The organism is Paraburkholderia yinzeri, assembly GCF_046581065.1.
Classification (GTDB): domain Bacteria; phylum Pseudomonadota; class Gammaproteobacteria; order Burkholderiales; family Burkholderiaceae; genus Paraburkholderia.
Genome location: NZ_JBFOCJ010000001.1, coordinates 239,858 through 252,723 on the forward strand (window position 1 = coordinate 239,858; position 12,866 = coordinate 252,723).

A 12,866-nucleotide genomic window follows, 5' to 3' on the forward strand; every position below is an offset into this window, starting at 1 on the left:
CGCGCATACTCAGACGAAGCGCCAGCCGATCGTTTCGCCGCCGCGCAGCGGCACGACCGGCACGTCGCCCGCCGCCACCTCGGCCGGCAGCGTCCACTCTTCGCGACGCAGCGTCACTTTTTCGGCACTGCGCGGCAGGCCGTAGAAGTCGGCACCGTGGAAACTCGCGAAACCTTCGAGCTTGTCGAGCGCGCCCGCGTTGTCGAACGCCTCGGCGTAGAGTTCGAGCGCATGCAGCGCCGTGTAGCAGCCCGCGCAACCGCACGCATGCTCCTTCAGCCCCTTCGGATGCGGCGCGCTGTCCGTGCCGAGGAAAAAGCGCGCGTCGCCCGAGGTCGCCGCCTCGACGAGCGCCACGCGATGCGTCTCGCGCTTGAGCACCGGCAGGCAGTAGTAGTGCGGACGAATGCCGCCCTGGAAGATCGCGTTGCGGTTGTAGAGCAGGTGATGCGGCGTGATCGTCGCACCCAGCAGGCCCGGGGCGGCACGATCGGCGCGGATGTAGTCGACCGCGTCCTTCGTCGTGATGTGCTCGAACACCACCTTCAGCGCCGGAAAGTCGCGGCGCAGCGGCGTCATCACGCGGTCGATGAACACCTTCTCGCGGTCGAACAAATCGATGTCGGCATTCGTCACCTCGCCGTGCACGAGAAGCGGCATACCCACTTCCTGCATGGCCTCCAGCGTCTTCGCGCACTTGCGGATATCGGTCACGCCGGCGTCCGAGTTGGTCGTCGCGCCTGCCGGATACAGCTTCACGCCATGCACGAAGCCGCTTTCGCGCGCGCGGCGAATCTCGTCGGGCGGCGTGTTGTCGGTCAGATAAAGCGTCATCAGCGGCTCGAAGCGCGCGCCCTCAGGCAGCGCCGCCAGAATGCGGTCGCGGTACGCGGCGGCCTGTTCGGTCGTCGTGACCGGCGGCTTCAGGTTCGGCATGATGATCGCGCGGCCGAACTGGCGCGCGGTATGCGGCAGCACCGCCGCGAGCATGGCGCCGTCGCGCACGTGCAGGTGCCAGTCGTCGGGGCGGGTGAGCGTGAGAATGGTCTGGGAAGAGGCGTTCATGGGTTTCGATGCACGGAGATCGTCGCGCGGGCGCGACAACCAGGCTCTTTCACGCTCGGCGTGGAAAGCATCCGACAAAATTCGTATTGGCGGCGCGCAGCCCGGTGATATGCTTGGAAAATCATCATTGTACCGGTTCACCGGATCGCTCCGCCCGCCGCATCACGCTTTAGCCATGTGCCAACTTCTTGGAATGAACTGCGCCGCGCCGACGGACGTCACGTTCTCCTTCACCGGATTCGCGGCGCGCGGCGGCGTCACCGATCACCACGCCGACGGCTGGGGCATCGCGTTCTTCGAAGACAAGGCCTGCCGGCTCTTCATCGACCATCAGGCCTCCGCGCACTCGCCGATTGCCGAGATGGTCAAGCGCTACCCGATCAAGTCGCGCAACACCATCGCGCATATCCGCAAGGCTACGCAGGGCCACATCCAGCTCGAAAACTGCCACCCGTTCATGCGCGAGCTGTGGGGCCGCCACTGGATCTTCGCGCACAACGGCGACCTGCACGACTTCAATCCGGCCATGTCGGGCGTGTATCAGCCGGTCGGTACGACCGATAGCGAGCTGGCGTTCTGCTCGCTGCTGCAGGGTTTGCGCAAGGCGTTCCCGGGCTCCCAGCCGCCGCTTCCCGAGCTCTTTGCGGAACTGGCGTCGCTCACGCGCGAGATCACGCAGTCCGGCGTGTTCAATTTCCTGATGTCGAACGGCCAGGCGCTCTTCGCGCACTGCTCGACACATCTCTACTATCTCGTGCGCCGCTGGCCGTTCTCGACGGCGCATCTGGTCGATGCCGACGTTTCGATCGACTTCGCGAAATACACGACGCCCGAAGATCGCGTGGCGGTGATCGCCACTGCGCCGCTCACCGACAACGAAATCTGGACGCGCTTTGCGCCCGGCGATCTGCTGATGTTCCAGAACGGCGACGTGATCGCGCAGGCGAGCGTGCCGGTGCCGCAGAAGGTGCTCGACAAGCTGAAGAACCCGGCAACCGATGCCTCGGCGAGCGCGCCCTGCCCGCCGCGGGTCGTCACACCCGCGGTCGAGACCGTGGACGCCGAAGCCGCCTTCGCGCTGCAGACCTGGGGCGAGTAGCGCGCGGCGCCTGTCTGTGCCCGCCCGCCTAGTGCAGGATCTTCGCGAGAAACTCCTTCGCGCGATCCGACTTCGGGTTCGCGAAGAAGTCTTCCTTGCGATCGTCCTCGACGATGAGGCCGCGGTCCATGAAGATCACGCGGTGCGCGACCTTCTTTGCGAAGCCCATCTCGTGCGTCACGCACATCATCGTCATGCCCTCCTGCGCGAGTTCGACCATGACGTCGAGCACTTCGTTGATCATTTCGGGGTCGAGCGCCGAGGTCGGCTCGTCGAACAGCATGGCGATCGGGTCCATCGAAAGCGCGCGCGCAATCGCCACGCGCTGCTGCTGCCCGCCCGAGAGCTGACCCGGAAACTTGTCCGCCTGCGAGCGCAGGCCCACGCGGTCGAGGAGCTTGAGACCCTTGTCGGTCGCCTCGTCCTTGCTGCGGCCCAGTACCTTGATCTGCGCGAGCGTGAGGTTCTCGGTAATCGAAAGATGCGGGAATAGTTCGAAGTGCTGGAACACCATGCCGACTTTCGAGCGCAGCTTCGACAGATTGGTCTTCTTGTCGCCCACCGACTGTCCGTTCACGAGAATCTCACCCTGCTGGAACGGTTCGAGCCCATTGACGGTCTTGATGAGCGTGGACTTGCCCGAGCCCGATGGCCCGCAGACCACCACCACCTCGCCCTTCTTCACTTCTGTCGTGCAGTCGGCCAGCACCTGGAACTGGCCGTACCACTTCGACACGTTCTTGATTGAAATCATCTTGCGACCTTTTCTGAAGACCTCTCACGAGGCTCGACGCGCCCCTGCAAACGACGAAACAGCCGGCGCGGATAGTTTCCGAATCATACCCGGCCTCGAAGGGCGCGAACGCAACCCTCGCCGAGGCAAAGCGGAGTCGATACCCGGCCTCAGTTGATCGCCTTGTCGTTCGGATTCTTGAACAACGTCTTCATGTCGTCGCTTTCCGGGAAGTTCAGATTCAGGCCCTTCGGCGGAATCGGCGACTCGAACCACTTCGTGTAGATCGCCTCTCCCTCGCCGGAGGTCTCGACCTTCGCGATGGCCTCGTCCACGACCTTCTTGAACCCGGGATCGTCCTTGCGCATCATGCAGCCGTACACCTCATGCGACTGCGGCCTGCCTGCGATCACGAAGTCTCCCGGACTGTTCGACTTCGCGCGCTCGCCCGCGAGCAGCGCGTCGTCCATCACGAACGCCGCCGCACGACCCGTCGAAAGCGTCAGGAACGACTCGCCGTGGTCCTTCGCGCTGATGATGTTCATGCCCATGTTCTTGTCCTGGTTCATCTTGCGCAGAAGGCGCTCGGACGTCGTGCCCGCCGTCGTCACGACGGTCCTGCCCTTGAGGTCGGCGAAGTCCTTGATTCCCGAGTCCTTCCTCGTCATGAGTCGCGTGCCGATCACGAAGATCGTGTTCGAGAAGGCCACCTGCTGCTGACGCTCGACGTTGTTCGTGGTCGAACCGCACTCGAAGTCCACCGTGCCGTTCTGCACGAGCGGGATGCGGTTCTGCGAGGTGACCGGCACGAGTTTGACCTTCAGGTTCGGCATGTTCAGCGTCGTTTTCACGGCAGCCACGATCTTCAGCGCAAAATCCTGCGAGTAGCCAATCACATTCTGCTTGTCGTCGTAATAGGAAAACGGGATCGACGATTCGCGATGGCCGAGCGAGATGACGCCGGTGTCCTTGATCTTCCTGAGCGTGCCGGAATCCTGCGCGTGCGCGCTTGCAGCGAAGAAACCGAGGGTAGCGAGAACAAGCACGGCCTTTTTGATTTTCATCGGTGCGGTCTCCCGGGCCAAAACCGGCGCCAGTGTAGCAAAGTAATAAATCTGAAAGGCTGTTGAAGTCCCCGGAATACAAAAAGCGCAAAAAAGCGGACGGCCCCGCCAAGGTCCCGTCCGCTTCCCGATACTGCGCTGTAGCGAGCGCTATCACGCCCGCGTTGTCACGATCGTCGTGTCGATCAGAGGCGCATCAAGGGTACAGGCCGCGCATTTCGCGCGCCATCAGAATGCGCTTGCACGCCACGATGAACGCCGCCGTACGCACCGACACCTTGTTTTCGCTCGCCACCTGCCAGACCGCCGCGAACGCTTCGCGCATCACGCGCTCCAGGCGCTCGTTGATTTCGCCTTCCGTCCAGAAGAAGCTCGAGAAGTCCTGCACCCACTCGAAGTACGAAACGGTCACACCGCCCGCGTTCGCCACCACGTCGGGAATCACGAGGACGCCCTTGTCGTGGAGAATGTCGTCGGCCGCCGTCGTGGTCGGGCCGTTCGCGCCTTCCACGATGATCTTCGTGCGGATCTTCGGTGCGTTCTTCTCGGTGATCTGGTTTTCCAGCGCGGCCGGGATCAGGATGTCGGTCTCGACGGTCCAGAATTCGTCGTTCGCGAGCACGTCGGCGCCGGCGAAACCTGCCACGCCGCCCGTCTTCGCGACGTGCTCCAGCAGCGCCGCCGCATCCATGCCGTTCGCGTTATGGAGCGAGCCGGTGTGATCCTGCACGGCGACGACCTTCGCGCCCGCTTCCTGGAACAGGCGCGCGGCGATCCCGCCCACGTTGCCGAAGCCCTGCACGGCAATGCGTGCGCCTTCGACCGAGAGACCCGTGCGGCGCGCGGCTTCGCAACCGACCACGAACACGCCGCGGCCCGTTGCCTCGCGGCGGCCGAGCGAGCCGCCGAGCGTGATGGGCTTGCCCGTCACGACGCCCGTGGCCGTCTGGCCCTGGTTCATCGAGTAGGTGTCCATCATCCACGCCATGATCTGCTCGTTCGTATTGACGTCCGGAGCGGGAATGTCGGTGTTCGGCCCGATGATGATGCCGATTTCGCTGGTGTAGCGGCGCGTCACGCGTTCGAGTTCGCCGCGCGAGAGCGTGCGCGGATCGACGCGGATACCGCCCTTGGCACCGCCGTACGGCACGTTCACGGCCGCGTTCTTCACCGACATCCACGCGGACAGCGCCATCACTTCGGAGAGCGTAACGTCCTGGTGGTAACGCACGCCGCCCTTGCCGGGACCGCGCGAAACGTTGTGCTGTACGCGATAGCCTTCGAAATGCGCGACGGTGCCGTTATCGAGCTCGATGGGCACGTCCACGATCAGGATGCGCTTCGGACGCTTGAGCGTTTCGAGCCAGCGCGAGAGCGAGCCGAGATACGGCGCCACGCGGTCGACCTGACGAAGATAGTTGCCCCAGGGGCCGAGGTTGTCGGCGTGGAGATACGAAGGAACCGACTGCATTTGGGAAGACATGAACGCTCCGGCGATCGAATGAATGGTGCAATTGTGAGAAAACGCCCACGTGAAATCCAATGCCGTTTGATCATCCCGTTATGCTTTTCATGCATAACGTTCCCGAAGTCGAAAAAACGTGTCGCGGGCCCGGGCCCAGGTTACCGCTTCGTCAGTTTGCCCGTCGGTCAGGCGCCGCCAGTTCGGCGAGTTCCGCACTCACGGCGTCCCATAGCTCGCGCACGAGCGCCTGGCGCGCATCGTCGCCCTGCGCGGCGAGCTTGTCGCGATAGAGGCGGATCTCCATGTCGAGCGTGAACTGCCCCTCCGGCGCGCCGCGCGTGCCGCGGTCGAGCCGGATCAGCCGGCCCTGCGCCACGGCATCCTCCACCGCGCTATGCGGCAGAAACGCGATGCCATGTCCCGCCAGCGCCATCGCCTTGAGCCCTTCGGCCATATCGGTTTCGTAGACGCGGTCGAGGTACAGCCGTGCCGGTGCGTTGGCAATGATCACCTCGGTCATGCGGCCTAGATAGGCGTTCGGCGTATAGGAGAGGTAAGGCGCGGGCGCGTCCGCCGTGCCGGGCAGCGTGTAACGGGGGCGCCCGGCGCGCTGCACGGCGGAATACGGACTGATGGGTTCGATGCCGAGCGTGAGCGTGTCGTAGCGCGCGGGATCGAGGGTCACCGGATGGCTGGGATGGTGATAACCCATCACGAGATCGCAGCCGCCCTCGACGAGCGAGAGCACCGCGTCGTGCACGTTGAGCGCACGCAGACGCGTATGAATGCGGCCCAGCTTCGCCTCGATGCGCTGCAGCCAGCGCGGGAAATAGGTCAGCGAAATCGTATGCGGCACGGCGAACTCGATGGTCGCCGCTGGTGTTGCCGTGTGGCCGCGCAGCAGCGTGCGCGCCTCGTGGAACTGCGAAAGCATGGCGAGCGCCTGCTCGTAGAACACCTGCCCCGCGGCAGTCAGGCGTGTCGGATAAACCGAACGATCGATCAGTTCCGTGCCGAGCCAGGATTCGAGTGCCTGGATGCGACGCGAGAACGCCGGCTGCGTAACGTGGCGCAGCTCGGCGGAACGGCTGAAACTATGCGTTTCCGCGAGCGAAACGAAGTCTTCGAGCCATTTGAGTTCCATGCGGGTCGGCGGTCAGTGACGTGAAGTCGGCATTTTAGCCAGAGCGCCACGCGCCGGCGCGGCGGCGCGCCAAAAGAGCCGTCCGCGCGGCACCGCGAGCCCGCATGACACGGCCTGTTGCGCCGGCGGCCGCCTGTCAGCAAGGTGATAAAATGTGCGGTTCCCGCCGTCTCCAGGCCGACTGCTTTCGAGTCTAACCCCAGCGAGCGTAACTTCCCGCGTTACGTCCCTAATCATGTCCGATACCCGTCCCGATACCCTCTTCGCGCTCAACGCGCTCTCCCCGCTCGACGGCCGCTACGCCTCGAAGACCGAAGCCCTGCGCGACTGGCTCTCGGAAGCCGCGTTCATGCGCAACCGCGTGACCGTGGAAATCCACTGGCTGATCGCGCTGTCGCAGGCCGGCTTCGCGGAAGTGCCGCGTTTCTCGGAAGCGTCGGAGCAGTTCCTGCTCAAGCTCGCCGAAAACTTCACGGCGCACGACGCCGCGCGCATCAAGGACATCGAGCGCGTGACGAACCACGACGTCAAGGCGGTCGAGTACTGGCTCAAGGAATCGGTGAAGGGCCAGCCGGAACTGGAGCGCGCAAGCGAATTCATCCACTTCGCCTGCACTTCGGAAGACATCAACAATACCTCGCACGGCCTCATGCTCGCGGGCGCGCGCGAACACGTGATCCTGCCGGCGCTGCGCTCGGTGTATGAGCGCCTCGTGAAGCTCGCCCACGCCCACGCCGACCAGCCGATGCTCTCGCGCACGCACGGCCAGCCCGCCAGCCCGACCACGCTCGGCAAGGAAATCGCCAACGTCGCGGCGCGTCTCGCGCGCGCAATCTCGCGCATCGAGAAGGTCGAACTGCTCGGCAAGATGAACGGCGCGGTGGGCAACTTCAATGCGCACCTCTCGGCCTACCCGGAATTCGACTGGGAAGCGTTCTCGAAGGAAGTCGTCGAGCAGCGCCTGAAGCTCACCTTCAACCCGTACACGATCCAGATCGAGCCGCACGACTACATGGCGGAACTCTTCGACGCGATCGCGCGCGCGAACACGATCCTGCTCGACCTCGATCGCGACGTGTGGGGCTACATCTCGCTCGGCTACTTCAAGCAGAGGACCAAGGCCGGCGAAATCGGCTCGTCGACGATGCCGCACAAGGTCAATCCGATCGACTTCGAGAACTCGGAAGGCAACCTCGGCCTCGCCAACGCCACGCTGCGCCACCTCGCCGACAAGCTGCCGGTTTCGCGCTGGCAGCGCGACCTCACGGACTCGACGGTGCTGCGCAATATCGGCGTGGCCTTCGGCTACTCGCTGCTCGCGTACGACGCGCTGATCCGCGGTCTCGACAAGCTCGAAGTGAACCCGCAGCGTCTGAACGACGACCTCGACGCCACCTGGGAAGTGCTGGCCGAGCCCGTGCAGACCGTGATGCGCCGCTATGGCATCGAGAATCCCTATGAGCAGCTGAAGGAGCTCACGCGCGGCAAGGGCATCACGCGCGAAGCGCTGCAGACCTTCGTGTCGGGTCTCGCGATTCCTGAAGATGCCAGGCGGCGTCTGCTCGACATGACGCCGGCGTCGTACGTCGGCAAGGCCGCGGAGCTGGCGAAGCGCATCTCGTAAGCGCGGCGCACGACGCGCGACGATAGAAAAGGCGCTCGACCTCGCGGTCGAGCGCCTTTTTCACTTATTGCGGAACCGCTCGCGTCGCCTCAGTCCAGCGTCGACTTTGCCGTTTCGCCCACGGCAACATCGCCGGCAGGCTCATCGCCGATTTCGATACGCTTCACTTCGCCCAGCAGGAACGTATAAGCCAGCGCGCCCATCACGGCGAACACGCTGATGAGCCCGAGCGCCCAGCCGAACGAACCGGTCTCGCGCAGGATGAAGCCGATCGCAATCGGCGTAACGATACCGGAGAGGTTGCCCGCGAAGTTCACGGCGCCGCCGGTGATGCCGATCATGCTCTTCGGCGCAATGTCGCCGATCAGCGACCAGGAAGCGGACGCCACCCCCTGCGCGAAGAACGCGAACGACATGATCGCAATGACGACCGCGTTGCTGTCGGTAAGAAGCGACAGCGTCATGGTGGGCACGAGCAGGAGGCCCGTGATGATCGGGGTCTTGCGCGCGGCCCCCACACTCGCGCCACGCCGCAGCAGGAAATCGGACAGCGCACCGCCCGCCACCACGCCTATCGACGCCGCAATGAACGGCACGGCGGCCGCTCCACCGGCTTTCAGCACGGCCATGTGGCGCTCGCTGATCAGATAGCTCGGAAACCACGTCAAAAAGAAGTACAGCGACGAGAGGGATGCGAACTTGCCCATGCAGATCGCAACGATCTGGCGATTGCGGAACACGATGGCCAGCTTGCGCCACGGGAACTTCGAACTCTTTGCCCCTCCGGCCGCGACCCCTTTGCCGCTGGTGTGGTTCGAACCGACCAGCGCCCCGCCGCTGCGGATGTGCTGCAGTTCGGCCTCTCCAACCCACGAGCAATCTTCGGGATCGCGATAAAGCAGATACCAGACGCCCGCCCAGACGACGCCGACCGCGCCCGTCGCGTAGAAGATCGTGCGCCAGCCAAAGGCGTGCGCGATCCAGAACAGCGCCGGCGTAAGCGCCGCCATGCCGATGTACTGGCCCACGAGATAGACGCTCGTCGCGGTGCCGCGCTCGCGTTGCGTAAACCAGATCGACACCACGCGGTTGTTGACCGGAAACGTCGGCGCTTCTGCCACGCCGACGCCCAGCCGCAGTCCGAAGATCGTCGCGTAACGCCCGGCGCAGCCCTGGGCGACCGTGAACGCGGACCAGACCAGCACCGCGAGCGCATACATGACGCGCGAGCCGAAGCGGTCGACGACCCAGCCGCCGGGAATATTGGCGATCACGTACGTCCACGCATAAGCGGAAAACAGCAGGCCGATCTCGACCGGACCGAGGCCGAATTCGTGCTTGAGCAGCGGCGCGGCCACGGAAAGGTTGGCGCGGTCCACATAATTAATGACGGTTCCCGCGAACACGAGGAACAGCATCAGGAAACGGACGTGGCCGATTCGGGTGGTAGGCAAGGCGTCTCCTCCGCATCGGGGAAGGTGTCTGGATAGTCGCGCAATCCGCTGATCCCGGGCAGCACGGTTCCATATATTAACAAATTGTCCACCTATGGATAAACCAGACCAACCTGTGCCGCCGCAACAGATCCTGGCGCATACCTAAAAGGCCAGTTCAAAATGGCCGCTCAGCTCGGCTGAAGATGTTCCAGCAGACGAGAGAGCAGCCGAGTTTGAGGAACGCTTCGTGAATGTCAGATCGGCGTTCGAAGCGGATGCGAAGACGACGGAAACCATGGAGCCACGAATGAGTCCGTTCGACGACCCAACGGAATTTGCCGAGGCCGCTGCCGTGTTCGGTGCGGCGTCTGGCGATGACCGGTCTGATACCGCGTTCGCGAAGTCGGTGGCGATGCGAGTCGGAATCGTAGCCACGGTCGGCGTAGAGGACCTTGGGCTTGCGAAGCGGTCGGCCGCGAGTGCCGCGAATCGGCGGGATAGCGTCGACCAGCGGCAGCAGTTGCGTGACATCGTTGCGGTTCGCGCCGGTCAGGATCACGCTGACAGGAACGCCATTCGCGTCTACGAGGACGTGATGTTTGGACCCTGGTCGTGCGCGATCGGTGGGGTTTGGCCCAGTTTTTGGCCTGCCCCAACGGCGCGCACGGACGATGAATCGACAGCCGCATATGAGAAGTCGAGCTGGCCGGATTCGCGCAGCTTGTCGAGCAGCAGCCCGTGCAGTTTGTCCCACACTCCGGCTTGCTGCCAGTCGTGCAACCGACGCCAGCAAGTCGCTCCAGAGCCGAAGCCCAACCGGGTCGGCAGATGATTCCATCGCATCCCTGTCTTGAGCACGAGCAGGATGCCATTGAGTGCCGCACGGTCCGAGACCGGCAGGCGCCCAGGGTATCGCCTGTGTCGCGGCTTGGGCGGCGGAAGTAGTGGTTCGATCAGTGCCCACAGCGCGTCATCGATGATAGGTGCCGGCATTCCTTGATCCGTTGTTCAGGCATCCAAGGTTAACCGTTTCACGGGAAAGTAAACAGCCCTTCCGGGCTCTTTTTGAACTGGCCTTTAAGCAAAAACCCCGGCACGGTGGCCGGGGTTTTGTGGGTTTGTCTGTCCGGATTCGCCTGCTCCAGGCGGCGGTCTGCGAGGCGCTCACCCCGCGCGGCGCGCCTCCACCTGCTTCAGTACCTCGTCGACGATCTGCTCGGGCGTGAGCTCGATGCTCACCGTGACGGCCTCGTCCGGCCCCGGCTCTTCGAGCGTATCGAGCTGGCTCTGCAGCAGCGACGGATCGAAAAAGTGGCCCGTGCGCGAAGCAAGACGCTCGTGCAGCACCTCGAACGAGCCCTTCAGATAGACAAAGCACACGTCGCGGTCGGTGCCGCGCAGGATGTCGCGGTACGAGCGCTTGAGCGAGGAGCACGTGAACACGGCCGTCTCGTGCGCGCGCTGCTTTTCCTCGATGGCCGCGCGAATCGTGCGCAGCCAGGGCCAGCGGTCTTCGTCGGTGAGCGGAATGCCATCGTGCATCTTCTTCTTGTTGGCTTCGCTGTGAAAAGCGTCACCGTCGGTGAAGCCGCAGTGCAGGCGCTCGGCCAGCATTTCGCCAATGCGGGTCTTGCCCGCGCCCGACACACCCATTGCGATCAGAATCATTTAATGCTCCAGCTGTTACAGCACGGCCGCCAGGGCGAAAGTCAGCCCGAGGCCCAGCAGCGAAATAATGGTCTCGCACAGCGACCACGTCTTGAACGTCTGCCCGACGGTCATGCCGAAATACTCCTTGATCAGCCAGAAACCGCCGTCGTTGACGTGCGAAAAAATCAGCGAGCCCGAGCCCGTCGCCAGCACGAGCAGTTCGGGGCGCACCGCCATGCCGCCCGCGGCGGCAACTGGCGCGACGATGCCGCAGGCCGTCGTCATGGCGACGGTGGCCGAACCCGTCGCAAGACGGATCAGCGCCGCGACGAACCAGCCGAACAGGAGCGGCGACAGATGCGCCGACTGCGCCACGCCCACGATCTCCTTCGAAATGCCGCTGTCCATCAGCACGCGGCCGAACCCGCCCCCCGCGCCGACGATCAGCGTAATGCCCGCGATCGGCGCGAGGCAGTCGCCGCAGAACTTCTGGATCTGCTCGCGCGTGAAGCCGCGCTGCGCGCCAAACGTCCAGAAGCTCACGAGCACGGCTATCAGCAGCGCAACGTCGGACGTGCCGACGAAATGCAGGAGGTTGTTCGGCAGCGTCTTCGGCGCGAACACGAGGTCGGCCCAACTGCCGATCAGCATGAGGATCACGGGCAGCAGGATCGTGAAGAGCGTGATGCCGAAGCCGGGCAGCTCGCTGTCGGCCTTGAGCTTCACGCCGGAGATGAACTGCGCCGCGAGCGGATTGTTCTCCGGCAGCTTGATCGTGCGGTGAACGAGCAACGCGAACAGCGGACCCGCGACGATCGCAGTCGGGATGCCCACGATCAAACCGTAGGCGATAGTCCTGCCGATATCCGCGTGATAGGCCTGCACGGCGAGCAGCGCGGCCGGATGCGGCGGAATCAGGCCATGCACGACCGAAAGGCCCGCGACCATCGGCAGGCCGACCAGCAGCAGCGACTTGCCAGTGCGCTTCGCGACGTTGAACGCGATGGGAATGAGCAGCACGAAGCCGACCTCGAAGAACACCGGCAAGCCGACGATGATCGCGACGAACATCATCGCCCAGTGGATGTTCTTCTCGCCGAACCAGCTGATCAGCGTCGTGGCGATGCGTTCGGCGCCGCCCGACTCGGCCATCATCTTGCCGAGCATCGTGCCGAGGCCGACCACGATGGCGATATGGCCGAGCGTATTGCCGTTGCCGGTTTCGAACGATTTGACGATCTGATCCATCGGCATGCCGACGGCAAGGCCGAGCAGCAGCGAAACGATGATCAGAACGAGGAACGGATAAACCTTGAAGCGCGTGATCAAAAGAATCAGCGCGGCGATCGCGATGACCGCGTAGATCAGCAGCATGCTGCCGTGGGCCACTCCCATGGGGTTGTTCTCCGGGTGGATTTGTTCGAAACGTGTCCGCCGCGGCTCGGGGCGGACCGCGCCGGCCTCGGCAGGGCGACTGGGGCCGGCATTGTAATGAGGTTATAGCGGCTTTCGCGGCGGCGCGGGTAAAAAATGAGCCGCGCGGGGCGTGAACCTCGCGCGGCTCGTCTTGCTGGCCTTATGTTGCC

At 64.0% G+C, this 12,866-nt stretch carries 12 protein-coding genes; 2 read left to right on the top strand and 10 right to left on the bottom strand.

The window, feature by feature from the left end; all coding sequences use genetic code 11:
* Positions 1-9: 9 nt before the first annotated feature.
* Positions 10-1,065 carry a dihydroorotase gene (gene pyrC, locus WJ542_RS01055; RefSeq protein ID WP_411187061.1) on the bottom strand — a complete coding sequence of 352 codons (1,056 nt, stop codon included), beginning with the start codon at positions 1,063-1,065 and terminating at the stop codon, positions 10-12.
* A gap of 175 nt (positions 1,066-1,240) precedes the next feature.
* Here pyrC and WJ542_RS01060 point away from each other — a divergent pair, with 175 nt between their 5' ends.
* Positions 1,241-2,164 carry a class II glutamine amidotransferase gene (locus WJ542_RS01060; RefSeq protein ID WP_411187063.1) on the top strand — a complete coding sequence of 308 codons (924 nt, stop codon included), beginning with the start codon at positions 1,241-1,243 and terminating at the stop codon, positions 2,162-2,164.
* Positions 2,165-2,192: 28 nt separating this feature from the next.
* On the opposite strand, the gene WJ542_RS01065 is transcribed toward WJ542_RS01060, so the two are convergent.
* The 4 genes from WJ542_RS01065 to WJ542_RS01080 form a co-directional block, all read right to left on the bottom strand.
* Positions 2,193-2,918, bottom strand: a complete 726-nt coding sequence (locus WJ542_RS01065) for an amino acid ABC transporter ATP-binding protein (RefSeq protein WP_411187065.1) — start codon at positions 2,916-2,918, stop codon at positions 2,193-2,195.
* A gap of 149 nt (positions 2,919-3,067) precedes the next feature.
* Entirely contained in the window at positions 3,068-3,961 is an 894-nt protein-coding gene (locus WJ542_RS01070) for a glutamate/aspartate ABC transporter substrate-binding protein (RefSeq protein ID WP_411187067.1), read from the bottom strand.
* 196 nt (positions 3,962-4,157) lie between these two features.
* Complete coding sequence (locus WJ542_RS01075; protein WP_411187069.1) at positions 4,158-5,444, bottom strand: Glu/Leu/Phe/Val family dehydrogenase; 1,287 nt, start codon at positions 5,442-5,444, stop codon at positions 4,158-4,160.
* A gap of 151 nt (positions 5,445-5,595) precedes the next feature.
* On the bottom strand, positions 5,596-6,570 hold the full coding sequence (locus tag WJ542_RS01080; protein WP_411187071.1) for a LysR family transcriptional regulator: 975 nt from the start codon (positions 6,568-6,570) through the stop codon (positions 5,596-5,598).
* 235 nt (positions 6,571-6,805) lie between these two features.
* Here WJ542_RS01080 and purB point away from each other — a divergent pair, with 235 nt between their 5' ends.
* Positions 6,806-8,194, top strand: coding sequence for an adenylosuccinate lyase (purB, locus tag WJ542_RS01085; RefSeq protein ID WP_411187073.1), 1,389 nt, complete (start codon positions 6,806-6,808; stop codon positions 8,192-8,194).
* Between the two features lie 89 nt (positions 8,195-8,283).
* On the opposite strand, the gene WJ542_RS01090 is transcribed toward purB, so the two are convergent.
* From WJ542_RS01090 to WJ542_RS01110, 5 genes are all read right to left on the bottom strand, one after another.
* Positions 8,284-9,612: an MFS transporter gene (locus WJ542_RS01090; RefSeq protein WP_411190445.1), complete on the bottom strand. Its 1,329-nt coding sequence runs from the start codon at positions 9,610-9,612 to the stop codon at positions 8,284-8,286.
* A gap of 193 nt (positions 9,613-9,805) precedes the next feature.
* Complete coding sequence (locus tag WJ542_RS01095; RefSeq protein WP_411190446.1) at positions 9,806-10,321, bottom strand: IS5 family transposase; 516 nt, start codon at positions 10,319-10,321, stop codon at positions 9,806-9,808.
* Positions 10,213-10,623 carry a transposase gene (locus WJ542_RS01100; protein WP_411187075.1) on the bottom strand — a complete coding sequence of 137 codons (411 nt, stop codon included), beginning with the start codon at positions 10,621-10,623 and terminating at the stop codon, positions 10,213-10,215. Before WJ542_RS01100 ends, WJ542_RS01095 begins: the two co-directional genes overlap by 109 nt.
* Before the next feature lie 171 nt (positions 10,624-10,794).
* Positions 10,795-11,298 carry a gluconokinase gene (locus WJ542_RS01105; protein WP_411187077.1) on the bottom strand — a complete coding sequence of 168 codons (504 nt, stop codon included), beginning with the start codon at positions 11,296-11,298 and terminating at the stop codon, positions 10,795-10,797.
* Positions 11,299-11,313: 15 nt separating this feature from the next.
* Positions 11,314-12,675: a GntT/GntP/DsdX family permease gene (locus WJ542_RS01110; RefSeq protein WP_411187078.1), complete on the bottom strand. Its 1,362-nt coding sequence runs from the start codon at positions 12,673-12,675 to the stop codon at positions 11,314-11,316.
* Positions 12,676-12,866: the final 191 nt, after the last annotated feature.